This window comes from Ruegeria spongiae, assembly GCF_023502395.1.
GTDB lineage: Bacteria > Pseudomonadota > Alphaproteobacteria > Rhodobacterales > Rhodobacteraceae > Ruegeria_C > Ruegeria_C spongiae.
This window is the reverse complement of record NZ_JAMFMB010000035.1, coordinates 1-22,950: the sequence shown is the minus strand read 5'-3', so window position 1 is coordinate 22,950 and position 22,950 is coordinate 1. Positions and strand designations below refer to the sequence as shown.

Below are 22,950 nucleotides of genomic sequence, written 5' to 3'. Positions count from 1 at the left end.
AAGACCGCACCGCAACCGCCCGGAGTACAGAATATGGATGAGGACACACCAACGGGTGAATTGACCCTGCGCACCCTGGCGATGCCCAAGGATGTGAACGGCAATGGCGATATCTTTGGCGGCTGGGTGCTGAGCCAGATGGACATGGCGGCGGGAATCACTGCCGGGGCACGCGCCCAGGGCCGTGTCGCGACGGTTGCGATTGATGCGATGAAGTTCATCCGGCCGGTGCAGGTGGGCGACGTTCTGTGCGTCTACAGCCATATTCAGCGGATCGGGCGGAGCTCGATGGCGATCGGGCTCGAAGCCTGGGTGCTGCGGGATCGCGTGGGGTCGCGGCAGAAAGTGACCGAGGCGGTGTTCACCTTCGTGGCAATCGATGCCGAGGGGCAGCCGCGCCCCGTCGAGGGCTGACCCTTACTTCGAAATCAGAACCTTGCCCGGCTTGGGTTTGGGCCATTTGCCATTGCCCTGCTGGAGCACATGGATCAGCTCATGGGCCAGCAGTTTCTCGTTCTTGGCGTCGCCGGGTTTGGCCAGAAAGATCTTGAAGCCGTCGGTGAAGGCCTTGGCCTTGACCTTCTTGCAGACTTCCTTGCAATCGCCGCCCACATGCAGGCGCACCTTGTTCAGCTTTGCCTTCTTGAACACCTCTTCGATGCCCTTCTTGACGCCCGCAGGCAGTTTCAGTTCCTTGGTGCCCTTGGGCAGGGCATCACATTTCTTCAGCCGCGCTTTCTTGCCCTTGAGCGGCTCGGCGATCTTTTCGACGTCTTGCGGTTTGAGGGCCATTCGGCGGGTCTCCGGTTTCTGGTTGTCCCGATTGAGCTAAACCCTCAGCACCACTGCGGTCTGTGAAAATAGTCACAGCGCCCCGCATATCGCTAAAGACAGGGGATGACCGGGCAGGGGTGCCGCCCGGTCTTCGCGATCTCAGGCTAGCGTGATGTCGTCGGCGCTTTCGCGGCCATCGCGACCGGCGCGCAGCTCGTAATTCACTTTCTGGTTGTCGGCCAGGCCGGTCAGGCCGGCGCGTTCGACGGCCGAGATATGCACGAACACGTCATTGCCGCCATCGTCGGGCGCGATGAAGCCGAAGCCTTTGGTGGTGTTGAACCATTTCACGGTGCCTTTGGGCATATCCGTTGTCTCCCATCAGATTGTTGCTGCCCGCGGGGTGCGGCAGCCCGGCGTCGTTGTCTGGATCGAGAGACTGAACGCCGGTGGTCGGAGACAGTGATCGATAGAATAACGTAGCGCCCCAGATATGCCATCCGGCGGGCTATCGGGCAAGTGTTGCGGTCGATCGAATCCCGCGGGGCGGGGCGGTGCGTGGCAAAGACACCGGCGCGCGCGGCGGACAAAATCGCGGGAATCTGCTAGGATAGAGGCGTCGCAACAGCCAAGGGGAGGACAAGATGACCTATGTGACCATCACCACCTGGGAGAATGCCGACGGGGTCGATTATGATCAGACGATGAAGAAAATTACGGAAACGCGCCTGCCCGCGCTGCGCAACCTGGGCGCTTCCCGCGTGACCGTGGTGCGGACCAGCGAGCGCACCAGCGCCGCCATTACCGAGTGGCCGGATGCCGCCACTCGCGATGCCGCCGAAACCGCCATTGCCGCTGTGCGCAACAAAGTGCAGTCCGAAGACTTTTCACGCATGACCGGAGAAATGAGGGGAGAGGTTGTCGCGGATGTATAGGATGGGTGTTGCCACCCATCCCTGAATCTTACTCAGCCGGTTCAGGCGAGTTGGATGTTCGTCGCGCTTTCGCGGCCATCACGGCCAGCTTCGACGTCATAGGTCACTTTCTGGTTATCGGCCAGGCCGGTCAGGCCTGCGCGCTCGACAGCGCTGATGTGGACGAAAACGTCCTTGCCACCGGTTTCCGGTGCGATGAAGCCGAAGCCTTTGGTGGTGTTGAACCATTTCACGGTGCCATTGGCCATATCCGTGGTCTCCTTAGTTTGGTCTGTTGCCCGCGTCAGTGCGGCAACCTGGCGTAGTCGGTCTGGATCGATAGACTGAACGCCCTTAGAAGGAGACAGTGGGTCGAAAAAGAATAACGTAGCGCGCATTACATGAGGGCGAACGGTCTGGATTGCAAGGTTTATTGCACAGCGGATGCGAAAGCGGCGGATTTCCCGTCATTTGCACAGCACACTGCGCGGCATGGGCCTCTGCCCTGCCGTTCTACGGGTCGTTTTGCTTGACCCGCTGTGACGGTCAAAGGAAATGGCGGCGCCGCCAATGCGGAAAGTCGAACGGGATGATTCACCCCGCGCCTGAAAACGCTCAAAGACGCCCCTTGTGCCAGAAGGGGCCGGTTTCCTGGTGGTCCGGGGTGTCAGGCCGGACCCTGTCGCGACCGGCCAAAGATGGCCCGCGACCGGTTAAGGCGCACTGAGCGGCGCGCGCGGTGGTCCGAACGCCCGCTTCGCGCTAGAGTGACAACATTTCCCCGCCCCCGAATTTAAGGAGTTCCAGATGTCCGCACCGCATATCGTCACCGTGATCGGCTATTTCTCGATTCCGTCCGAAAACGCCGCCGCTTTCCGCGAAAATTGCGCCGCCATGGTGGCGCTGCGTGACAAAGAGCCGGGTCATCTGGCCACCGCCTATGGTTTTGGTCCCGACGGCACCGCAGTCTCGCGCGAGGATTATGACAGCGCCGAGGCGGTGCAGCGGCACATGCAATTGGGCAGTCACATTTTCGAGAGCACGCAGGCACTGGTGCAGATCACCGGGGTCGAGTTGCATGGACCAGCCGAAGAGATCGACAGGTTGCGCGATCTCTTCGACGCGATGTCGCCCCGGTATTTCGTGACCGAATACGGGTTCCGGCGCTGATCGGCCCCGTGCCTCACAGCATCTGATAGCTGACCGGCACGAATCGGAAGCCATCGCCGCGCTGTTCCACGAAGCCAGCGGCGGGGAAGGGCATGTGATAGCCGATCATCGGCACCCGGTCGGCGGCCAACATCCCCAGAACATCGCGGCGCGCCTGTGTGGCGGCGGCCTTGTCCATGTCGAATCGCACCTCCCATTCGGGATGGGCGAAGGACCAGACATAGTGGTTGGCCAGATCGGCGGTCAGCACCAGTTGCTGGCCCCCGCTGTCCAGCAGATAGACCATATGGCCGGGTGTATGGCCAAAGGCCGCCTTAGCGGTGATGCCCGAGGCAATGCTGCCACCATCCTCGATAAAGCTCATCTTTTCGGCCAGGGGCGTGACATTGGATTTGACCAGATCACCGACCCGGTTGCCCGCATCGGCGGCGGCCCAGAAATCATACTCGGCCGATCCGGTCACATAGCGGGCATTGGCGAAAGTCGGCACGCCGTCGGTCATCATGCCGCCGATATGGTCGGGATGCATATGGGTCAGCACCACCACGTCAATCGCATCCGGGCTGACGCCCGCCGCATCCAGCGCGGTGATGATGCCGCCCTTGCCCAGCCCGGTGTCGAAGAGGACCAACTCGCTACCCGCATCCACCAGCGTCGGCGTGAAGAAGAACTGCGCGCTGTCGGCGGGGATGAAGTTTTCCTCGGACACTTTCTGGAAGTCTTCCTCCGAAGCGCCACCGCCAAAGATCTCTTTGGCACCGTCCCGTGCGGCACTGCCATCCAGCAGCGTCGTAACAGTCATGTCGCCCAGCTTGAAGGTGCGTGCCACCGGGGCTGCGGCATTGCCGCCATGGCCCCCGGCCAACACCGGAGTGGCAAGGGCCGCGGCGGGCAGGGCGGCTGCGGATGCAAGCGCTGCGCGGCGGGTGAGTTTGAGTGTCATGGTTTTTCCTCCTGTTGATGGCTTTCTTCGCGAGATAGGTCGCGCGGGCAGACTTCCCAGCTCTGTTTCATCGCATCTATGTGATTGCGGCAGAGAGTGATAAAATCCTAATCCATGGCCCAGAACAAAACAGCCCCGACCACCGCCGATGTAGGTGCGTTTCTGGATGCGGTGCAGCCCGCCCCGAAAGCCGCTGACGCGCGGGTGCTGGATACGCTGTTTCGCAAGGTGACCGGGTTTGAACCGGTGATGTGGGGGGCGTCGATCGTGGGCTATGGCCGCTACCACTACCGCTACGCCACCGGGCGCGAGGGCGATTTTCTGGCCACCGGGTTTTCACCGCGCAAGGCGGCGCATTCGATCTATGTCATGCCGGGCTATGCCGATTTCGGCCCCATTCTGTCACGGCTTGGCAAACACAAGACGGGCCGGTCCTGTCTTTATGTCAACAAGCTGGCTGACATAGATCTCGACGTGCTGGAGGAGTTGATCCGCGCCGGGCTGCGCGACCTCGACACCCATTGGCCGGTTCAGCCGATCTGAGCGCCGGACTGACCTGGCAGCGGATTTGCGTCACGGTGCCTTGCGGGCCTGCGAGAAGGACAGCAGTTTCTTGGCGTTTTCATCCCATAGATGCAGGCGCGCATTTGCAAGGCTTTCGCGAATTGTCATCCGGTTGCTTTGCGCCAGCACCGCGTGATCGCGCAGAACTTCGGGCAGGCGATAGAACGGGATTCGACTATAGAGGTGGTGGACATGGTGAATGCCGATATTGGCGCTCACCCATTGCAGCACCGACGGCAGCACGTAATGCGAACTGCCATGCAAGGCAGCGTCATGCAGGTCCCACTCTGCCTCATTGGCCCAATGGGTGGTTTCAAACTGGTGCTGGACATAGAACAGCCAGACACCCGCCGTCGCGGCCAGAAGCGTGGTGGGCAGGAAAATCAGCAGGATCGGCAGCGCGCCTCCGAAGTAATAAATCAGCGACAGCGCGATCAGGATGCCCGCATTCGTGCTCATCGCGCTGATCCAGTATTTTGCCTTGTCCGTGAACCCCAGGGGCAGCCGGTTCTGCAGGAAAAAGAGGTATCCGGGGCCGAGGCCGAACAGGATGATGGGATGGCGATAAACCCGGTACATCAGGCGTTTCACTGGTGTCAGGGCGCGATATTCGGCAACGGTCAGCGTGTGGATATCACCCATGCCTCGCCGCCCCAGATTGCCCGAGGCGCTATGGTGGATGGCATGCGACCGACGCCAGACATCGTAGGGTGTCAGGGTCAGGATGCCGATCGCGCGGCCCAACCAGTCCCCGGCGGTGCGGTTGCCGAAAAAGGCGCTGTGTCCGCAATCGTGCTGGATGGCAAACAGACGCAGCAGAAATCCCGCATTGCACAGCGAGATCGCAAGCGTCAGCCAGAGGCTGATCGACAGCGCGTACCACGCCAGCGCCCACAGCATGATGAAGGGCCCCAGGGTGACGGCAAGCTCGAACGCGCTGCGTTGCCCGTCGGGGTCGCGATACTTCGATAGGACCTTGATCCAATCCCGTGCCTGTGCCGGGCCGGTGTCTTGCCGAAAGTCCTGGGAATTGTGATGCATATGCCTGCTTCTTGTCGTTCTGGGCAATCGTGATAAACGAAAGCTGCGGGTAAGCAACGCTTAATGCTTGTTCCCTTGACGATCTTTCGGAACGGGAACCCCGATGCGTGCCGCGTTGCTGGACAAAGCGATGCCGCTGTGACAACAGACGCGCCAACAGGAGACACCCATGACCACCACCCGTTTCGCCCCGTCGCCCACCGGCTATATCCATGTCGGCAACCTGCGCACCGCGCTGATGAACTACCTGATCGCCCGCAAGGCCGGCGGCACTTTCATCCTGCGCATCGACGACACCGACCCCGAGCGGTCGAAGGAAGAATATGTCGACGCGATCAAACAGGACATGGACTGGCTGGGCCTGCATTGGGACCGGATCGAGCGGCAGTCCGAGCGGCTGGACCGCTATGCCGAGGCCGCCGACCGACTGCGCGAGATGGGGCGGTTCTATGAGGCGTTCGAGACGCCCACGGAACTGGATCTCAAGCGCAAGAAGCAGCTCAACATGGGCAAACCGCCGGTTTATGACCGCGCCGCCCTCAGCCTGAGCGACGACGAGAAAGCGGCGTTGCGGGCCGAGCGCGGCAATGGCGTCTGGCGCTTCAAGCTGGATCAGACGCGGATCAACTGGACCGATGGCATTCTGGGCGAGACCTCGATCGATGCCGCGTCGGTTTCCGACCCGGTGCTGATCCGGGGCGATGGGCAGGTGCTCTATACGATCGCCTCGGTGGTGGACGATACCGAAATGGGCGTGACGGATGTGGTGCGCGGCGCCGACCACGTGACCAACACCGCCACCCAGATTCAGATCATCGAGGCGCTGGGTGGCACCTGCCCGCGTTTCGCGCATCACTCGTTGCTGACCGGGCCGCAGGGCGAGGCCCTGTCCAAACGCCTTGGCACGCTGGCGCTGCGCGACCTGCGCGCGGCGGGTGTGCAGCCGATGGCGCTGCTGAGCCTGATGGCGCGGCTTGGGTCCTCGGACCCGGTGGAACTGCGCGGTGACATGGGGGAACTGATCGAGGGGTTCGACATCACCCGCTTTGGCGCGGCGCCTACGAAATTCGATGTGCAGGACCTTTATCCGCTGACCGCGCGCTATCTGCAGTCGCTGCCGCTGTCGGCGGTGGCCGACACCATCGCTGGTCTGGGCGTGCCGCTGGCTATCGCCGAGCCGTTCTGGCTGATGGCGCGCGAGAACATCACCACGCTGGATGATTTGGCGGGCTGGTGGACGCTCTGCCGTGACGGGGCCGAGCCGCTGATTGCTGCCGAGGACACGGATTTCATCGCGCAGGCCATGACCCTGCTGCCCGAGGGGCCGCTGGGACCCGACAGTTGGGGCAAATGGACAGCGGCGGTGAAAGAGGCGACGGGCCGCAAGGGCAAGGGGCTGTTCATGCCGCTTCGCAAAGCGCTTACGGGCATGGAGCGCGGGCCGGAAATGGCCACGCTGTTGCCGCTCTTGCAGGTGATCCGCGCGCGCGGCTGAGGCGGCGTACCCACCGGGTGCGGTGTTCTTGACCCACAGGCGGGCCCGGGCCTAAGCTTTGGGACCCGTCCTGATGCCGGAGGCCACAGCCCCGTGTACGAAGACCTTCTGCCGCACGACCTGCCCACCGAGGCCGAGCGACTTGATCGCATGGCGCGCGCGCATGACCCCGATACCTTTGCGGTGATTGACCGGCTCAACCTGCCTGCGGATGCGACCTGCCTCGATATCGGCGCCGGGCGGGGCAGTGTGGCGATCCGTCTGGCCGAAACCCGTCCCCAGGCACGTGTCACCGCCAGTGATCTCGACCTGTCTGCGGTCCGTGAAAACGATCTGGGCAACCTGACCCTTGCGCGCATCGACCTGCGCGAGGATGACCTGGGCGAGGCGATCTATGACCTGATCCACTGCCGCGCTGTCCTGTGTTTTCTGCCGACCCGGACCGACGCGCTTGGCCACATTCTGCGGGCGCTCAAACCCGGCGGCGCGCTGGTGGTGAGCGAGATGGATTTCGGGCGCATCGCCGCGGGGCCCAGCCGGTTCTGGGCGATGGTCTGGACGGCCTATCTCGACTTTGCAGCGGCACAGGGCTGGGATTTGCAGTTTGGCAGCGCCCTGCCACGGCAACTGTCGCAGCTTGGCTTCACCGAGATCGACGCGCGGCATATCCAGCCCATGCTCAACCCTGCAGGCAACACTGCCGGGGCGGCCGAGGCGGAAACGTGGTCGCTGACGCTGGCGACCCTGGCCCCGAAGCTGATCGGGGGCGGTTTTATGCCCGAGGCGATGTTGACGGACGCATTGGATATCATCCGAAACCCCGGTGCCTGGGTGCCGGGGCCGGGTTTCATGGTGGCCAGCGCCCGCCGGCCCTCGGGACCGGCATAGCGCCACCGGATCAATGGCGCGGGTTACTGGAACCAGCCATCCACGGTATCCGCGTTCGCTTCCACCCAGGCCTTGGCAAATTCCGCCGGGTCCTGGTTTTCGACCGCCAGCGCATAGGTCATTGCCGACAGCGTTTCGGTATCCAGCGACACCTTGCCCAGCATCGCCGCCAGATCGGGCTGCTCGGACTCGAGCGAGGTCGCATAACCGATATTGAGCGACGCGGTGTCCCAGGCGACGCCCGCGGTCGATTTCTCCAGCCAGCCCGGGGTCGGAGAGGGCGGCACGATCACCCATTGGTCGGCGTCATGGGCAGGCTCGTTCAGCACCACCAGATCATACAGGACAAACATGTGATGCGGGGTGTAGCAGAAGAAGACGATGTTCCTGTCGGCCTCGATCGCCGCCTCGACATCGGCCAGCGCAGTGCTCTCCTCCATCACTTTCAGGTCCATGGTCTTGTCGTAACCGTAGGATCGGGCGCGCACCTGCTCGATCGGGGTCGAACCCCAGCCATCAGCGCCGATCCAGACCTCGCCCTTGCCATTGCCATCGGTATCAAAGTTCTTGGCCATGTCCGGATCGCGCAGCTGCTTGAGGTCGGTGATCCCGGTTCGGTCGGCGGTCCCTTTGGAGACGCACATCGCCTGCGTGCCCTCGGCCGCATGCGGCGACAGCTTGATCGATTTCTTGCCATCGACATATTGCCGTTTGAGATGGTCCAGATTGGGCAGCCAGGCCTCGGGATGGACATGTACCGTTCCCGCATCCATCCCCTCGAAGACGGCGGTGTTGGACCCGTCCTGAAGCTCGACCTCCAGATCGAGCCTGTCCTCGACCGCGACCTTCAGAATATGCGCTGTCGCCTGAACCGAGGGCCAGTTCGGCACACCTATCACCACATCCGCAGCCATCGCGGCGGGGCCATGAGCCATCAGGGCAGCCGCGCAGCAGAGCGTCATCAGCTTGTTGGGAAACATATCGAACTCCTCTCCGAAGGGGTTTTCGATCAACGAAAGGACCCAGACACGCGCCCATGACATCAATCGCTCATGTCACCATGATACTGACTCTGCGCGGAAATTTCCAATGTTCGAATGGGTGCGCGCTCAGCGGGTTCCGACGCTGCCAAACGCCCCGCTCACAGCCGGTCGACCAAGGGCACGCCGATCCGCGCCAGCCGGTCATCGACAAAGCGGAGTTCTTCGGGGCTGAGCCGCTGGTGGCGGGGATAATGCGGCGCTGCGCGGTCGTTCAGCACCGGGCCGGTCCAGCCATCGGTGGTGGCGATGAACCGGTCGACACCCCCGGGGCCATAGACCCGCAGATAGCCCTGAAACACCACGTCCAGATAGCTTAGCACGATGGGATGCGCGGCGCTTGCGGGCGCGTGGCGGTGTTCGGGCACGGCATAGACCGCGATCTCGACCTCGTGGGTCAGCTTGTGCGCGATGGCATCGGTGGCGGCGATCCGGTCATAGGCCCATTCGCGTTGGTCAAGCGCCTGCCAGTCGTCACCGGGCACATGGGCGATCATGCCGTCGATCTCGGCATCGGGGTCGGGGATCGCGGTCAGAAAGGCCACCGGGCGCAGGCCCGTATGCCGCCAGGCCCGCCGCCAGCCGCGCAATGTGGCCCTCTGGGGATCGGGAAAGTCATGGGTGGCAGCGTTCACCAGGCTGCCATAGCCAAAGAAATAGGGGTCTGCCATCGGTGGTCCCGGGTGTCGTGTTGCGATTGATGTATGTCAAACCGGTATTTTCCCGCCTGTGCAATACAAGAGCATCACTTTCCTGCGAGGATTTCCGATGCGCATCACCAAACGGACGAATATCGCCATGCGATTGCTGATGTATTGCGCAGCCCATCGCGACAGGCTGGTCACCAAATCCGAGGTGGCAGCGGCGTGCAACATCTCGGAAAACCATCTGGCCCATGTGATCAACCAGCTTGCCCAGCTTGACATCCTGCACACGATGCGTGGCCGCAAGGGTGGGCTGGCGCTGGCGGTTGCGCCGGAAGATCTGCGTATCGGCGAGGTGTTCCGCCAGATCGAGGGTGACCTGCCAATCGCCGAATGTTTCGCCGACGCCGATAATTCCTGCCCGCTGACCCGGGCCTGCCGCTTGCGCATCGCGCTGCAGAAGGCCGCCGAGGTGTTCTATGCCTCGCTGGACGAGATCACGCTGGACACGCTGGTCTGTGGCAACACCGAGCTTTTGCGCCTGCTGCAACCGGTTCCCTGTGACCGCAACGCTACTCGCGGGCGCGCAGGACCCGGGCAGGGCGGGCCGACAGAGGACCCCATGCAAAGCAAAGCCCGGCGAGAGTCGTTGCAAGAATTCCGCCTGTGACGATGGCCAGCGCCGAGGGCCAGATCACGCTGAACCCGGTCTCAAGGATGTAGTGGCTGACCGCCCAGCCTCCGGCGATGCCCGCTGCCAGCGCCACGATCCCCGCCGCCGCACCCAGAAGCGCCGAGCGCAGCGCAAAGCTGAGCAGGATGCGCCGCCGCGTGGCCCCCAGCGTCTTGAGCAGAGCCGCCTCGTAGGTGCGCGCGGTGACCGCTGCCGCCGCCGCGCCGATCAGCACCAGAAAACCGGTGGCCAATGCCGCCGAAGCCCCCAGCGCGGTGGCCGCCGCCAGTCCTGACAGAACCTCGGCCACCCGGTCGATGGCGTCGCGCACCCGGATCGCGGTGATGTTGGGATATCGCCCCGCCAGATCGCGCAGGATCGCCGCCTCGGCCTGCGGTTCGGCATAGACGGTTGCGATGAAACTGTGCGGCGCGGCGCTGAGGGCGGCTGGGTTCATCGACAGGATGAACCCCATCCCGGCGGTCGAGAAATCGACTTCGCGGAACGAGGCCAGTTCCGCGGTGATATCGCGGCCAAGGATGTTGACGGTCAGCGTATCGCCCAGATTCAGCCCCATCTCGGCGGCCTCTTCGGCGGCAAAGCTCACCAGCGGCGGCCCGTCATAGTCGTCAGGCCACCATTTGCCCGCGGTCAGTTTCGCGTTTTCGGGTCGCTTGGCGGAATAGGTGACGCCCCGGTCGCCCTGCAACACCCAGTGATCGCCAGCAATCTCGCGCGCTGGTCTGCCGTTGATCTGGGTGATGATGCCGCGCAGCATCGGTGCGCTTTCCACCCGGCTGACGGCGGGATCATCGGCTAGCCGCTGGCTGAACCCCGCCATCTGGTCCTTCTGGATGTCGACGAAGAAATAGCTCGGCGCGATGTCGGGCAGGTTGCCCGAGATAGCGCGGCGCAGATTGCCGTCGATCTGACCCACAGCGGCCAGCACCGACAGGCCAAGCCCCAGCGACAGCACCACCGCGCCCGCACCCTCGCCCGAACCCGAGATTGCCGCCAGCGCCCATCGCAGCGCCGGGCGGCCCTGCGCGCGTGGTTTGGCGGCCCGGGCCGCACGGCGCACGGCAAAGGCGGCCAGCGACAGAGCCAGCAATGCGCCGCACAGCCCCCCGGCGGTCCAGAGTGTCAGGCGGGCCGAGCCGCTGAACCAGGCTGCCAGCCAGACCAGCGCGGCCAGACCGATCAGTGTCGCGAACAGGTAGCGGGCGCGTGGCAGGCCGTGCAGCCCGGTTATGGCATCGCGGAACAAGGTCGCGGGGCGGATCTGCTCGGTCCGGGCCAGCGGCCAGAGCGTGAAGATCAGCGCGGTCAGCATCCCGTAGAGCGCGGCCTCAACCAGCGGGGAGGGGTAGATCGTGAACTCTGCCGGGATCGGCAGGCGTGACTGGATCAGCGAACCAAAGGCCAGCGGTGCACCAGCGCCGATGATCAGGCCGATCCCGATGCCCAGCAGCGACAACACCCCGATCTGGATGAAATAGACCGCAAATACCGTGGCGCGGTCTGCGCCCAGCGTGCGCAGGGTGGCGATGGTGGCGGTCTTGTCGCCCAGATAGGCGCGCACGGCGGCAGACACCCCGATGCCGCCCACCGCAAGCCCTGACAGCCCCACCAGGATCAGAAACGCGCTCAGCCGGTCGACAAATTCGGAAATCCCCGGTGCGCCGTTGCGGGCATCGGTCCAGCGCATGCCGGTGGTCTCGAAGCGGTTCCGCGCCATCGAGGCGACCTCGGCAAGATTGGTGCCCTCGGGCAGGTCCAGACGATATTTGGTCGAATAGAGCGTGCCCGGCGCCAGCAGGCCCGACTCCGCGAGGCTGTCGGTGCGCAGCAAGGTGCGGGGGCCCAACCGGAAGCCATCCGCCGCGCCATCAGGCTCATGCTCGATGGCGGCGCTCAGAATGAACGCCTGCGTGCCCAGCCGGAAGCGCTCGCCCACCGCAAGCCCCAGCCGGTCGATCAGCACCCGCTCCATCACCGCGCCGGGCGTGCCATCGGCACCTGCAAGCGCGGTCGCGAGCGACAGGTCGGGCGCAAGGCGAACGGTGCCGATCAGAGGATAGGCCGGGTCCACCGCCTTGACCTGTGTCAGCGCGCGGGCGGGTGTGTCTCCCTCCACCACCGCCATCGAGCGGAAATCGACGACCTCGGACACGGAGGCGGCGGTGTCTTCCATCCACGCGCGCTCCTCCTGCGAGGCGAATCGATAGGTGAATTCCATTTCGGCATCGCCGCCCAGCAGTGCGGCCCCTTCGCGCGCCAGCCCCGCATCAATGCCCTCGCGGACCGAACCGACTGCGGCGATTGCGGCCACCCCAAGCGCGAGGCAGGCCAGAAAGATGCGAAACCCACGGACCCCGCCGCGCAGCTCGCGCCGCGCAATCCGGGCGGCGGTGATCAGGCTCATTCCGCCGCCTCGCGCGCGGCGTCTGCGACGATGCGGCCATCGCGCAGCCGGACCACCCGGTCGCAGCGGTCAGCCAGCGAATGGCTGTGGGTCACCAGCACCAGCGTCGCCCCATGCCGGTCGCGCAGATCAAACAGCAGGTCCATGATCGCGCCGCCATTGGCCTCGTCCAGATTGCCGGTCGGTTCATCGGCCAGCAAGATCGCCGGACGCGGGGCCGAGGCGCGGGCGAGCGCCACGCGCTGTTGTTCACCGCCCGATAGCTGCGCCGGATAATGATCGAGCCGGTGGGCCAGTCCGACCGCCTCCAGTTCGGCCTGTGCGCGGGTCAGGGCATCGCGTGCGCCTGCCAGTTCCAGCGGCGTCGCTACGTTTTCCAGCGCGGTCATGGTCGGGATCAGATGAAAGCTCTGGAACACCACGCCCATCCGGTCGCGCCGGAACCGCGCCAGCGCATCCTCGTCCAGCGCGCTCAGGTCCTGACCCAGCGCGGTGACCTTTCCGGATGTCGCGCGTTCCAGCCCGCCCAGCAGCATCAGCAGCGAGGATTTGCCCGATCCCGACGGCCCGACAAGGCTGAGCGTTTCACCGCGCGGGACACGCAACGTGATGTTGCGCAGGATTTCCACCCGCCCCGCATTGCCATCCAGTGACAAACACGCTTCTTCTAGGTGCAGAACGGGGTCGGTCATGGCTGGATCCTGTGGCAGTTTCAAATGGATATGGAGCGGTTGGCACGATGCGCAAGGTTCTGTTGAGCGGTCTCTTTTGTCTCTGCGGCTTTATGGCCACGGCAGAGCCGGTGCAGATCGTGGCGCTGGGCGACAGCCTGACGCAGGGTTATGGGCTGGTGCCCGAGCAAGGCTTTGTCGCACAGCTGCAGGGCTGGCTTTTCGCGCAGGGCGTCGAGGCCGAGGTGATCAATGCGGGTGTGTCCGGTGACACCACCGCGGGAGGGGCCGCGCGCATCGACTGGACCCTGACGCCTGAAGTTGATGCGATGATCGTGGCGCTCGGCGGCAATGATCTGTTGCGCGGGCTGGATCCGGCAGAGGCGCGCGGGAACCTGACCAGGATTCTTGAGGCCGCACGCGCAGCGGATATTCCGGTGCTTTTGATCGGGATGGACGCGCCGGGCAATTTCGGGCCGGATTACAAGCGGGCCTTCGACGCCATCTATCCCGACCTCTCTGCCCGGTTCGGCACGCTTTATGCCAGGGATTTCTTCGCCGGGCTGGGCGTGGATACCCCGGCTGAGGCCCGCGCCTTCATGCAGCCTGACGGCATCCACCCAAATGCCGAAGGAATCGCGCGGATCGTGGCGGCGCTTGGTCCGCAGGTTGCGGAATTGGCGGAACTGGCCGAAGATCGGGGCAACTGACCCTGCCGCGCCGGAGCCCTGCATGCCGGGACGTTTCTTTCTGACCACCCCCGTCGCGCGGGTTGCGCGGGCGCTTGGCGTGCCCGACCCGAGCGCGGCAGACGGCGCGCGGCGCAATATCCAGCCCGGGCAGGAGGTCTGGGTGCTGACCCTGGACGGGCTGCAGCGGATGCGCTGGGGTATCATCCCGGTCGGCCGGGTGAACGCGCGCGGGCGTCCGGTGATGGAAACGATCATCAACGCGCGCTCGGAAACGGTGTTTGACAAATCCGCCTTCGAGGGCGTGCGCCGCGTCGTGATCCCGGTGGATGGCTGGTACGAATGGACCGGCAAGACCCGCCGCAAGACCGCCTGGCGGTTGTCCTCCAAAACGGGCGATTTGCTGCTGTTTGCCGGGATCGCCGATGTCTGGAATGCGCCGGGCGGGCGGATCCTGCATCAGGTGGCGGCGGTGACCTGCGCGCCCAATGCAGATGTGCGCGAGATTCACCACCGGATGGGGGTGATCCTGCAGCCCGGCGATGTCAGGCGCTGGCTTGGCGCGTCGGAAGAGGCCGCGCGAGATCTGATGCAGCCCCTGCCGGAGGGCATGTTGCAGATCGACGTGGCGGATGATGTCGACTGGTCCGGCGCCTGAGGGTCAGAGGCCGCGCTCCAGTTTGATCAGTTCCGCGCGCGTGTAGCTCTGCGCGATCACCCCGTCATCCCCGGGCTGAAAAAATGGATCCTGCGGCAGGCAGTTTACACCGCAGAGCTGGGTGATCCGCAAGGCGCGGCTGTCGATGAACCAAAGCCGCCCGCCCGGTGTTGCGACAAAACCATTGACCCGCTCGCGCTTGTCGCTGTCGATATCAATGACGGTGGGAAACTCGGCGGGCACCTCGGGGTCGTAGGACCCGTGGGTGTGCATCGAGGCCAGCAGCGTCGATCCCGGATTTGGCAATTCCGGTGTGCACCCGTCATGCCCGCCGCGCACCATCTGGGAAAACCCGAGGCTTTCATCCGGCATCCGCAGCAGATAGCCGCAATATTCCACATCGGTCTCGAAGGACAGCGCCTGCATCTCGGCAAAGCGCATCTTGACCGCCGCGACCACGTTCGGGGTGGGGCGCACGGGGTCTGTCGGGACCTGCCCGACGGTGCAGCCGACGCAGAGCAGCAGCATCGGCCAGGCCGGGGCAGGATATGACCGGGCGGAGGTCAGAGCACCGTGACCACGGTGCCGACCGGCACCCGCTCATACAGGTGGACCACATGCTCGTTCAGCATCCGGATACAGCCGTTCGAGACCGCATGACCGATGGTCTGCGGCTGGGTGGTGCCGTGGATGCGGAAATAGGTGTCGACGCCGTTCTGGAACAGGTAGAGCGCCCGCGCGCCCAGCGGATTGTCGGTGCCGCCGGGCTGGATGTAGTCATTGTCGACAAATTTGGCATAGGCCACCGGATCGCGTTCGATCATCTCGGGCGTGGGCCGCCAGGTGGGCCATTCCTTCTTGACGTCGATGGTGGCGGTGCCAGTGAATTCCAGCCCGGCCTTGCCGACGCCGCAGCCATAGCGGATCGCCTTGCGCGGCTCGGTGACGTAATAGAGGTAGAAGGACCGCGGCAGCACCAGCAACTGTCCGGGCAGATATTCCTTCTTGATACGCACCTCTTGCGGGGTGGGATCAAATACGGCGGGGTCTTTGGCAAATGTGATCTGCGGCAGGGCGGTGGCCGCTGCGGTGGCCAGAAATGTACGGCGGGAAAGCATTTGGGTCTCGTCGGTTGCTGTCGATATGCCACAAGTGTTGCGAGGGCAGGGCATGCGGTCAACTCTTCTGCCTGTTTTCGCGAATCAATCGCGGGATTGTGTGGTCGGTGTGCACTTGCCGTGCGGGTTGACGCGATCACTCGGTTTGTTTGTCGGTGGCTTTCCCGCGGATGGCAGGCCGAAGGGCCATTATCTTGCAGATCGATCCAGCAGTGGATCAGAAAGCAGTTCCTCGACAAAGTAGCTCAGCAATTGCAGCCGACCGCTGACCCCGGCCTTTTTGTAAACCGCCGCACTTTGGGCCTTGATCGTGCCTTCCTTCGTCTGGCGCAGCGCGGCGATTTCGGCCACCGACAGCCCTTTGATCGACAGCATCGCGACGTCACGCTCGGCGGCGCTCAATCGCCATTCGTCGAATTGCCGGGTGATCACCTCGGCAAAGGCCCCGCTGGCCACGTCGATCTGCCGCCGCATCTGCCGTGCGCGCGCGCCCTGCGCCCGGATCAGGGCGATCGTCGCGGCCAAGCCACCGATCAACGCCAGCGCCAGAAACATTTCGAACCGGTGCAGATGGCGGAACCCGAGCGCGTCGTGCCCGGTCCAATCCATCACCGCATCAGCCAGAAAGAAGGTGGCGCAGGCCCCCTGCACCACCAGAAGGAGCCAGAGCAATGACGATTGTGATATCCGCATCCGGCTCCCTTGGGTTTGGCTCGTCAGTCGTCGTCTTCATCCTCCATCTCGATGGCGGTGACAATGCCATCGGATTTCGACAGGACCAGTTCAGTTTCGACGCCATCTTTGACAAGTTCAACCTCGATCTTGCCATCCTCGACCTCGATCTCTTCCACCACATAGCCCTGCGCCTCCATCGCAGAGCGGATTGCGGCCTCGTCCGTGCCCAGCCTGTCGCCGAGGCTGACATTCGCCAGGACCAGGACCGGCATTGCCGCGAGTAAGGTGGCCAGTGTCAGTGTCTTGAGCGTTTCCATATCATATCTCCTTCATGCTGCGTGTTGGGTGAGACCGACCTGTGCCCCGGCCTGCGCGTTTGCGATTGGATTTCGGTTGGTTTCCGGGGCGATTGGACCAAGGTTTATGCGCGAAATACGGTTGTTTGTTGGAAGCCGAGATGTAGCGTGCCTAATGGCCGGAGGAGGCCGGATGTGATCGAAATCAGACCCGCCAGAGCGCAGGACCTTGACGCCTATTACCGGATTTCGCTGCTGACCGGAGATCGCGGGGCGGACGCGACGGCGCTTTTTGCTGAACCAAAGCTGATGGGTCACATCTATTCTGCGCCCTATCTTCTGTTCGCCCGCGATCTGTGCCTGTCCGTGGTCGATGAGGGCGCGGTTGTGGGATTCTGCATCGGCGCTGGTGAGACGACGGTATTTCGACAGACCCTTGAGCGGGACTGGTGGCCGCCATTGCGGGCCGCGCACCCGATGCCCGACCTGTCCCGCCGCAAGTCCTGGACCGCCGATGAGCGGCGTATCGCGGCGATTTATAACCCTGTCTTTGCGCCTCGAACCATCACCGACCGCTATCCGGCGCATGTTCATATGAACCTGTTGCCCCGGTATCAGGGCCTCGGCATTGGGACGCGTCTGTTGCAGGCGTGGTTCGGTATTGTGCGGACCCGAGGGGCAGATGCGGTTCATCTCGGCGCCAATCCCGAAAATCCGAGCAGTATCGCATTCTGGCGCGGTCAGGGCTTTGTGCATCTGCCTGTCGAAGGAGATCGACGCACCTATTGGATGGCGCAGGATTTGCCCCTGACCTGATGGCCCGCCCCAACAAAAAAGCCCCGGCGCGGTGGCCGGGGCTTTCAGTCAGTCAGAGGGGCAGATTATTCTGCGCTTTCCTCTTTCTTTTCCTTCTTCTCGGCAACAACTTCTTCGCCGGTTTCCTGATCGACCACTTTCATCGACAGGCGGACCTTGCCGCGATCGTCAAAGCCGAGCAGCTTGACCTTCACTTCCTGGCCTTCTTTCAGAACATCCGACGGATGGTTCAGGCGGCGGTTTTCAATCTGGGACACGTGAACCAGACCGTCGCGCTTGCCAAAGAAGTTCACGAAAGCACCGAAGTCGACGATCTTGACGACTTTGCCGGTATAGACCGCGCCTTCTTCGGGCTCTGCCACGATCGCGTGGATCATGTCATAGGCCTTCTGGATGGCATCGCCGTTGGGCGAGGCGATCTTGATCACGCCATCGTCGTTGATGTCGACCTTGGCACCCGACACTTCGACGATCTCGCGGATCACCTTGCCGCCCGAGCCGATCACTTCGCGGATCTTGTCGGTGGGGATGTTCATGGTCTCGATACGCGGGGCGTGGACCGAGAATTCGTTGGTCTCGGACAGCGCTTTGCCCATCTCGCCCAGGATGTGGATACGGCCGTCCTTGGCTTGCGCCAGGGCTTTCTCCATGATCTCGGGGGTGATGCCCGCCACCTTGATATCCATCTGCAGCGAGGTGATGCCGTTTTCGGTACCCGCCACTTTGAAGTCCATGTCGCCCAGGTGGTCTTCGTCGCCCAGAATGTCCGACAGGATCGCATAAGATCCGTCTTCTTCCAGGATCAGACCCATCGCAACGCCAGCAACCGGTGCTTTCAGCGGAACGCCTGCATCCATCATCGACAGCGATCCACCGCAGACCGACGCCATCGAGGACGAGCCGTTGGATTCGGTGATCTCGGAAACGATGCGCACGGTGTAGGGGAAGTCGGTCGCCGCAGGCAGAACCGCCTGCAGGGCGCGCCATGCCAGCTTGCCGTGGCCAACTTCACGACGGCCCGGAGGGCCCACGCGGCCAACTTCGCCAACCGAATAAGGAGGGAAGTTGTAATGCAGCAGGAAGTTGGATTTGAAGTTGCCATGCAGCGCGTCGATGAACTGTTCGTCATCGCCAGTGCCCAGCGTGGTCACAACCAGACCCTGGGTTTCGCCACGGGTGAACAGGGCAGAACCATGGGTCCGCGGCAGCAGGCCGGTTTCGCCAGTGATCGGACGAATCTCGTCGGTCGCACGACCGTCGATCCGCTTGCCGGTCTTGACCACGTCGCCGCGCAGAATGCCCGCTTCGAGCTTTTTCAGGGCCGAGCCGAGGTTGGCGTCGTCCAGTTGCTCTTCGTTCAGGGCACCCTTGATGGTCTCACGTGCGGCGGCAACAGCGGCGGTGCGCTCCTGCTTGTCGGTGATCGCAAAGGCGGCGCGCATTTCGGTCTCACCGGCGGCTTTCACGGCTTCATACAGCTCCGAGTAATCGGCAGGCTGGAAGTCGAACGGCTCTTTGGCGGCGTCTTCGGCCAGATCGATGATCAGGTCGATCACCGGCTGGATCTGCTCATGGGCGAATTTCACCGCGCCCAGCATTTCCGCTTCGGTCAGCTCGTAAGCTTCGGATTCGACCATCATCACGGCGTCTTTGGTGCCGGCAACAACCAGATCCAGGCGCTGCTCGGGGTTCAGGCGCAGGTCCTGCATGTCGTCCACGGTCGGGTTCAGCACGTATTCGCCATCTTCGAAACCAACGCGGCAGCCCGCGATCGGGCCCATGAACGGCGCGCCGGAAATGGTCAGCGCAGCCGAGGCGGCGATCATCGCAACCATGTCCGGGTCGTTGACCAGATCGTGGCTGAGCACGGTGCACATCACCAGAACTTCGTTCTTGAAGCCGGGCACGAACAGCGGGCGGATCGGACGGTCGATCAGACGCGCGGTCAGCGTCTCTTTCTCGGTCGGGCGCGCCTCGCGCTTGAAGAAACCGCCCGGAACCTTGCCGGCGGCATAGTATTTTTCCTGATAGTGCACGGTCAGCGGAAAGAAATCCTGACCGGGCTTTTGCTGGCGCGCGTAGGTCACGTTGGCCATGACGCTGGTTTCGCCCAGCGTGGCAATGACCGAACCGTCCGCCTGACGGGCAACCTTGCCGGTTTCCAGCGTGAGCGTTTCTTCGCCCCACTGCATGCTTTTCGTCGTTACATCAAACATATGCGTATCCTAGATGGGAGCACTCCCGCCCCTGCGGGTCTCCCGTTTGCATGGCGGCCCCATTGCCGCCGACCCCTTCCATCTTCCTTGCGAGTGCCGGGGTCCGGGCACACCGTCTCAGATTCTGCGGCCATACCGCAGAATGGGCCGGATTGGAAGTGCCAGCAGACCGGATCGCACCTTTGGCTGTTCCATGCCGAAAACGCGGCACCGGGTGTTGAGAATTCGGGGCCGGTGCGTTCTTGCATCAGGGTGGCTCATCCTCTGAGCAACACCCGCGCCGGAGACCCGCTCAGTCCTGTCAGGTTCAGCGGCACGGTTGCGATCTGGCCTTGATCGGGTATGTCGCCAAGGTGCGCGCAGCACAGATCTTCGGCCAGAAACTTTCCCGCCTGCGCAAGGGTGACGTGCAGCCAGAGCGGGTCTTCGTGGTCGACGCGCAGTTCTCCGGCCAGCACCCAGACGGTTGCGGGCAGGTCGATCAGGGCGCGCAGGGCTTCGGTCGGCGCCAGATGGGGCGCGCGGGCGTCGAGGAACAGGTGGCTTGCCCCAGTCCACATTGGCGCGGTGTCGGTGGCTTGCAGCGTTCCGACATCAATGCGCTGGTAGGTTCCAACCATGTCGCCGGGTTGCATCCTCTCGATCGTGGCACCGCCCTGGGCGAAATGTGCGGGCGCATCGATATGGGTGCCGGTCTGGGTTCCGAGCGCCAGTTGCCAGACCTCGAACCGGTTCTTGGCAATGGTGGACCAACGGGTCGCCGCAAAAGGCGGGTCGGCATAGCCATCCTCGGCATAGATCGCGGTCTGATCGTTCAGCGGGAATGTCAGGTCGATCCAGTCGGGCATGCGTCGTTCCCTCCGTTTCCGGAAATAGAACAGAAATCGCGCAACAGGTCACCGCCCTAAAACGCAAAACGCCTGCTCGGATGAGCAGGCGTTTCGGTACCGATGGTGTCCGGGCTTAGCGGCGCAGACCCAGACGCTTGATGAGGTCCTGGTAACGGGCCTCGTCCTTGCCCTTGAGGTAGTCCAGCAGCTTGCGGCGCTGGGCAACCATTTTCAGAAGGCCACGGCGACCGTGGTTGTCCTTCTTGTGGGTCTTGAAATGTTCGGTCAGCGTGGCGATGCGCGAGCTGAGTACGGCAACCTGAACCTCGGGCGAACCAGTGTCGCCGTCCTTGGTTGCGAATTCTTTCATGACGCGTGTTTTTTCTTCGGTCGTGATCGACATCGGGGTCTCCTTGCAGGGTTAGAGTGAATGGCGCAGGCCGGGATGTCGTCCAGCACAGGCCCATGGAGAGTGAACCGACCCGGTGATTCCGGAACGGATGCGCGCATATACGGAGATTTTCAGACAATGGCAAAGGAATTATACGCCGCCCATGGCCGCGCGGTCCGGGCTATTGCGGGGCCAACCCTGTGGCCATCAGGTCCGGCAGGCTCTGGGCGTCGACCAGCAGGATGTCGGCGGGGTCTATCGCGCTCGCCGAATGGAGCGTCGCGACCGGGATGCCGTCCAGCAGGATGCGGGTCAGGTCGCTCTGATCGGGGTCGAGCGTGACGGTGATGTCTGCGCCGGTCTGTTCCGGGCTGTCAACCACCAGAACAAGACGGTCCTCAAGCGGGTCGAAATCCATGATCCCGGTCTCGTCCCCTTCGTCCTCGCCGGGACTGACATAGATCTCATCTGCGCCTGCGCCACCAGTGACGATATCGCCCGTGCCGGCAAGGATTCTATCCGCGCCATCGCCGCCATTGAGGTAGTCGGTGCTTTCATCGCCAGTGCCGTCCGTTCCGACCAGCAGATCATCGCCCTCACCGCCAAAGAGGCTGTCCTGCCCCTCGCCACCGGTCAGCGTATCCTCGCCATAGCCGCCATGCAGCGCGTCATCGCCGCGCCCGCCTTCCAGACTGTCGGCGTCCTGACCGCCGTACAGCGTGTCAGCCCCGTCATCGCCCTGCAGGTGATCCTGTCCGAAATGGCCGAAAAGGCTGTCTTCCCCGTCACCGCCGCGCAAAGTGTCGTCACCGTCCTGCCCATGCAGTGTATCCGTGCCCGCCCCACCTGAGAGCAGGTCCCGCCCATCCGCACCGTGCAGGTCATCATTGCCATCCGCACCGGATAGAGTGTCATCGCCGCCATAACCGTTGATCTGGTCATCGCCGCTCGCGCCTTCGATTTCGTTGTTGGCGGCATCCCCGGCTATGATCTGATGAAGCAGATCCGGAGGGTTCTCCGCCGTATTGGTGTCTTCGTCCTCACCGTTTCTCGCACCCTCGCCTGACAGGGTATCTTCGTCGGATGCCAGTTCATCCTCGTCCGTTTAGTCACCTTGCTCCGGTTCGATCGAGCTCAGCAGGACCGCACCGCCCGCTGCCATCAGGCCCATAACGCTGGCAAATACGATCATCCTGCACCTCCGCCTGTTGTCGTGCCGAGCATCCGCATCAGAACATAAAGAGAACGATTGGGTCAAAGCTATAAACCAAAAATGGTTAACACCCGATTAAACAGGCCAGGCTTCGGGGCGCTGAGCATAGGCCACATAGAGAGGATGGCGCGGGTGGCCCTGTTTGGTCAGGCCCACGTGATACAGCGCGTGCCCCGCGTCGCGCAGCAACGCCTCGACCCGCGGTCCCCGGTCCAGATGCGCGCCGTGGGTGCCCCAGGCGGCGACCACCTGATCGGCCCAGGCGGCCCCGTCGAGGATCGCGGCATCGTTGTCCGGTCCGACCGGATCGGTGGCGGCGCGCATCTTGTGCGGGTCGGTCTCGCGCCAGGCGAAGATGTTGGTGACCTGAAACGCGCCGAACCCAAGTGCCCGCGCCCGTCGCTCGCAGCGTTCGACAGTGGGATCGTTCTGCACCTCGGTGGCGGTCGAGGGGTTCAGCATCACAAAAAGCGCCTTGCGCCCCGCCGGGTCCCAGACTCGTGTGAGGCTGTAGCGGTAGCGCTCGCAATCGGAATAGATCGCGGTCGAAGGCGCATCGCCCTTGGTATGGGTGCGGGTGATCATCCATGCGCCTTATCATGTGGCCTGAATGGTCGCAAATTCGTTTTGACAACAGGAATTTGGCTGTGCTGACGAAAGGGATTAGAGTCAGGCGCTGGGCGCGCGAGCGGGTACGTGACATCCTCCGCCAGGTCTGCCGCGAGAGTGAGGTCGACCTCTTGTGCGGGGTGCTGTTTTCCGACCACGTTCAGATGTTCGTTTCGGTTCCGTCGAAGCGCGCCATC

General features: G+C 63.4%; 28 protein-coding genes and 1 pseudogene. 11 read left to right on the top strand and 18 right to left on the bottom strand.

Annotated features, from left to right (window positions below; all coding sequences use genetic code 11):
- Positions 1 to 33 precede the first annotated feature (33 nt).
- Positions 34 to 414 carry an acyl-CoA thioesterase gene (locus M3P21_RS19475; protein ID WP_249712775.1) on the top strand — a complete coding sequence of 127 codons (381 nt, stop codon included), beginning with the start codon at positions 34 to 36 and terminating at the stop codon, positions 412 to 414.
- 3 nt (positions 415 to 417) lie between these two features.
- On the opposite strand, the gene M3P21_RS19470 is transcribed toward M3P21_RS19475, so the two are convergent.
- On the bottom strand, positions 418 to 792 hold the full coding sequence (locus M3P21_RS19470) for an eCIS core domain-containing protein (protein WP_249712773.1): 375 nt from the start codon (positions 790 to 792) through the stop codon (positions 418 to 420).
- 141 nt (positions 793 to 933) lie between these two features.
- Positions 934 to 1,140: a cold-shock protein gene (locus tag M3P21_RS19465; protein ID WP_249712771.1), complete on the bottom strand. Its 207-nt coding sequence runs from the start codon at positions 1,138 to 1,140 to the stop codon at positions 934 to 936.
- 278 nt (positions 1,141 to 1,418) lie between these two features.
- Between M3P21_RS19465 and M3P21_RS19460 the strand changes: the two genes are divergently transcribed.
- Entirely contained in the window at positions 1,419 to 1,709 is a 291-nt protein-coding gene (locus M3P21_RS19460; protein WP_249712769.1) for a hypothetical protein, read from the top strand.
- A 41-nt stretch (positions 1,710 to 1,750) separates the two neighbouring features.
- Here M3P21_RS19460 and M3P21_RS19455 read toward each other — a convergent pair whose 3' ends face one another.
- Positions 1,751 to 1,957: a cold-shock protein gene (locus M3P21_RS19455; protein ID WP_249712767.1), complete on the bottom strand. Its 207-nt coding sequence runs from the start codon at positions 1,955 to 1,957 to the stop codon at positions 1,751 to 1,753.
- Positions 1,958 to 2,495: 538 nt separating this feature from the next.
- On the opposite strand from M3P21_RS19455, the gene M3P21_RS19450 reads away from it, so the two are divergent.
- A complete protein-coding gene (locus M3P21_RS19450; RefSeq protein ID WP_249712764.1) occupies positions 2,496 to 2,858 on the top strand; it encodes an antibiotic biosynthesis monooxygenase in 363 nt (120 codons plus the stop codon).
- Positions 2,859 to 2,871: 13 nt separating this feature from the next.
- On the opposite strand, the gene M3P21_RS19445 is transcribed toward M3P21_RS19450, so the two are convergent.
- Positions 2,872 to 3,801: an MBL fold metallo-hydrolase gene (locus M3P21_RS19445; protein WP_249712762.1), complete on the bottom strand. Its 930-nt coding sequence runs from the start codon at positions 3,799 to 3,801 to the stop codon at positions 2,872 to 2,874.
- A 114-nt stretch (positions 3,802 to 3,915) separates the two neighbouring features.
- Here M3P21_RS19445 and M3P21_RS19440 point away from each other — a divergent pair, with 114 nt between their 5' ends.
- Positions 3,916 to 4,344, top strand: a complete 429-nt coding sequence (locus tag M3P21_RS19440; protein ID WP_249712760.1) for a DUF1801 domain-containing protein — start codon at positions 3,916 to 3,918, stop codon at positions 4,342 to 4,344.
- 30 nt (positions 4,345 to 4,374) lie between these two features.
- Here M3P21_RS19440 and M3P21_RS19435 read toward each other — a convergent pair whose 3' ends face one another.
- Positions 4,375 to 5,406 (bottom strand): fatty acid desaturase, encoded by a 1,032-nt coding sequence (locus tag M3P21_RS19435; RefSeq protein WP_249712758.1) that lies wholly within the window; start codon positions 5,404 to 5,406, stop codon positions 4,375 to 4,377.
- Positions 5,407 to 5,575: 169 nt separating this feature from the next.
- On the opposite strand from M3P21_RS19435, the gene gltX reads away from it, so the two are divergent.
- A complete protein-coding gene (gene gltX / locus M3P21_RS19430; protein WP_249712756.1) occupies positions 5,576 to 6,901 on the top strand; it encodes a glutamate--tRNA ligase in 1,326 nt (441 codons plus the stop codon).
- Positions 6,902 to 6,994: 93 nt separating this feature from the next.
- Positions 6,995 to 7,789, top strand: coding sequence for a class I SAM-dependent methyltransferase (locus M3P21_RS19425; RefSeq protein WP_249712754.1), 795 nt, complete (start codon positions 6,995 to 6,997; stop codon positions 7,787 to 7,789).
- Positions 7,790 to 7,812: 23 nt separating this feature from the next.
- Here M3P21_RS19425 and M3P21_RS19420 read toward each other — a convergent pair whose 3' ends face one another.
- Together M3P21_RS19420 and M3P21_RS19415 are read right to left on the bottom strand one after the other, a co-directional pair.
- Positions 7,813 to 8,832: an ABC transporter substrate-binding protein gene (locus M3P21_RS19420; RefSeq protein WP_249712752.1), complete on the bottom strand. Its 1,020-nt coding sequence runs from the start codon at positions 8,830 to 8,832 to the stop codon at positions 7,813 to 7,815.
- A 98-nt stretch (positions 8,833 to 8,930) separates the two neighbouring features.
- On the bottom strand, positions 8,931 to 9,500 hold the full coding sequence (locus M3P21_RS19415; RefSeq protein ID WP_249712749.1) for a gamma-glutamylcyclotransferase family protein: 570 nt from the start codon (positions 9,498 to 9,500) through the stop codon (positions 8,931 to 8,933).
- Positions 9,501 to 9,597: 97 nt separating this feature from the next.
- Here M3P21_RS19415 and M3P21_RS19410 point away from each other — a divergent pair.
- Positions 9,598 to 10,035: pseudogene (locus M3P21_RS19410) on the top strand (RrF2 family transcriptional regulator); the annotation flags it as partial.
- A 10-nt stretch (positions 10,036 to 10,045) separates the two neighbouring features.
- On the opposite strand, the gene M3P21_RS19405 reads toward M3P21_RS19410, so the two are convergent.
- A complete protein-coding gene (locus M3P21_RS19405) occupies positions 10,046 to 12,571 on the bottom strand; it encodes an ABC transporter permease (protein ID WP_249712747.1) in 2,526 nt (841 codons plus the stop codon).
- A complete protein-coding gene (locus M3P21_RS19400) occupies positions 12,568 to 13,263 on the bottom strand; it encodes an ABC transporter ATP-binding protein (RefSeq protein ID WP_249712745.1) in 696 nt (231 codons plus the stop codon). The genes M3P21_RS19405 and M3P21_RS19400 overlap by 4 nt, the downstream gene beginning before the upstream one ends.
- A 47-nt stretch (positions 13,264 to 13,310) precedes the next feature.
- Here M3P21_RS19400 and M3P21_RS19395 point away from each other — a divergent pair, with 47 nt between their 5' ends.
- Together M3P21_RS19395 and M3P21_RS19390 are read left to right on the top strand one after the other, a co-directional pair.
- Positions 13,311 to 13,952 (top strand): arylesterase, encoded by a 642-nt coding sequence (locus M3P21_RS19395; RefSeq protein ID WP_249712743.1) that lies wholly within the window; start codon positions 13,311 to 13,313, stop codon positions 13,950 to 13,952.
- A gap of 22 nt (positions 13,953 to 13,974) precedes the next feature.
- Positions 13,975 to 14,589: an SOS response-associated peptidase gene (locus tag M3P21_RS19390; RefSeq protein ID WP_249712741.1), complete on the top strand. Its 615-nt coding sequence runs from the start codon at positions 13,975 to 13,977 to the stop codon at positions 14,587 to 14,589.
- Between the two features lie 3 nt (positions 14,590 to 14,592).
- Here the strand turns inward: M3P21_RS19390 and M3P21_RS19385 are convergent, their stop codons facing one another.
- The 4 genes from M3P21_RS19385 to M3P21_RS19370 form a co-directional block, all read right to left on the bottom strand.
- Entirely contained in the window at positions 14,593 to 15,117 is a 525-nt protein-coding gene (locus M3P21_RS19385) for a DUF4329 domain-containing protein (protein WP_249712739.1), read from the bottom strand.
- Between the two features lie 35 nt (positions 15,118 to 15,152).
- The gene (locus M3P21_RS19380) at positions 15,153 to 15,707 is read right to left on the bottom strand and encodes a L,D-transpeptidase (RefSeq protein WP_249712737.1); all 555 of its coding nucleotides are present in this window, start codon (positions 15,705 to 15,707) and stop codon (positions 15,153 to 15,155) included.
- 189 nt (positions 15,708 to 15,896) lie between these two features.
- Positions 15,897 to 16,400, bottom strand: coding sequence for a helix-turn-helix transcriptional regulator (locus tag M3P21_RS19375; protein ID WP_249712735.1), 504 nt, complete (start codon positions 16,398 to 16,400; stop codon positions 15,897 to 15,899).
- Positions 16,401 to 16,423: 23 nt separating this feature from the next.
- Positions 16,424 to 16,699, bottom strand: coding sequence for a PepSY domain-containing protein (locus tag M3P21_RS19370; protein WP_249712732.1), 276 nt, complete (start codon positions 16,697 to 16,699; stop codon positions 16,424 to 16,426).
- A gap of 174 nt (positions 16,700 to 16,873) precedes the next feature.
- On the opposite strand from M3P21_RS19370, the gene M3P21_RS19365 reads away from it, so the two are divergent.
- On the top strand, positions 16,874 to 17,494 hold the full coding sequence (locus M3P21_RS19365) for a GNAT family N-acetyltransferase (RefSeq protein WP_249712730.1): 621 nt from the start codon (positions 16,874 to 16,876) through the stop codon (positions 17,492 to 17,494).
- 65 nt (positions 17,495 to 17,559) lie between these two features.
- On the opposite strand, the gene pnp is transcribed toward M3P21_RS19365, so the two are convergent.
- The 5 genes from pnp to M3P21_RS19340 all read right to left on the bottom strand — a co-directional run bounded on the left by pnp (position 17,560) and on the right by M3P21_RS19340 (position 22,729).
- Positions 17,560 to 19,710: a polyribonucleotide nucleotidyltransferase gene (pnp, locus tag M3P21_RS19360; RefSeq protein ID WP_249712728.1), complete on the bottom strand. Its 2,151-nt coding sequence runs from the start codon at positions 19,708 to 19,710 to the stop codon at positions 17,560 to 17,562.
- Between the two features lie 257 nt (positions 19,711 to 19,967).
- Positions 19,968 to 20,558, bottom strand: a complete 591-nt coding sequence (locus M3P21_RS19355; RefSeq protein ID WP_249712725.1) for a cyclase family protein — start codon at positions 20,556 to 20,558, stop codon at positions 19,968 to 19,970.
- A gap of 115 nt (positions 20,559 to 20,673) precedes the next feature.
- A complete protein-coding gene (rpsO, locus tag M3P21_RS19350) occupies positions 20,674 to 20,943 on the bottom strand; it encodes a 30S ribosomal protein S15 (protein WP_249712723.1) in 270 nt (89 codons plus the stop codon).
- Between the two features lie 169 nt (positions 20,944 to 21,112).
- Complete coding sequence (locus M3P21_RS19345) at positions 21,113 to 21,919, bottom strand: calcium-binding protein (protein ID WP_373320083.1); 807 nt, start codon at positions 21,917 to 21,919, stop codon at positions 21,113 to 21,115.
- Positions 21,920 to 22,219: 300 nt separating this feature from the next.
- Entirely contained in the window at positions 22,220 to 22,729 is a 510-nt protein-coding gene (locus tag M3P21_RS19340) for a DUF1643 domain-containing protein (protein ID WP_249712719.1), read from the bottom strand.
- A gap of 2 nt (positions 22,730 to 22,731) precedes the next feature.
- On the opposite strand from M3P21_RS19340, the gene M3P21_RS19335 reads away from it, so the two are divergent.
- The coding region (locus M3P21_RS19335; protein ID WP_249712717.1) for a transposase at positions 22,732 to 22,950 on the top strand (219 nt) is incomplete at its 3' end.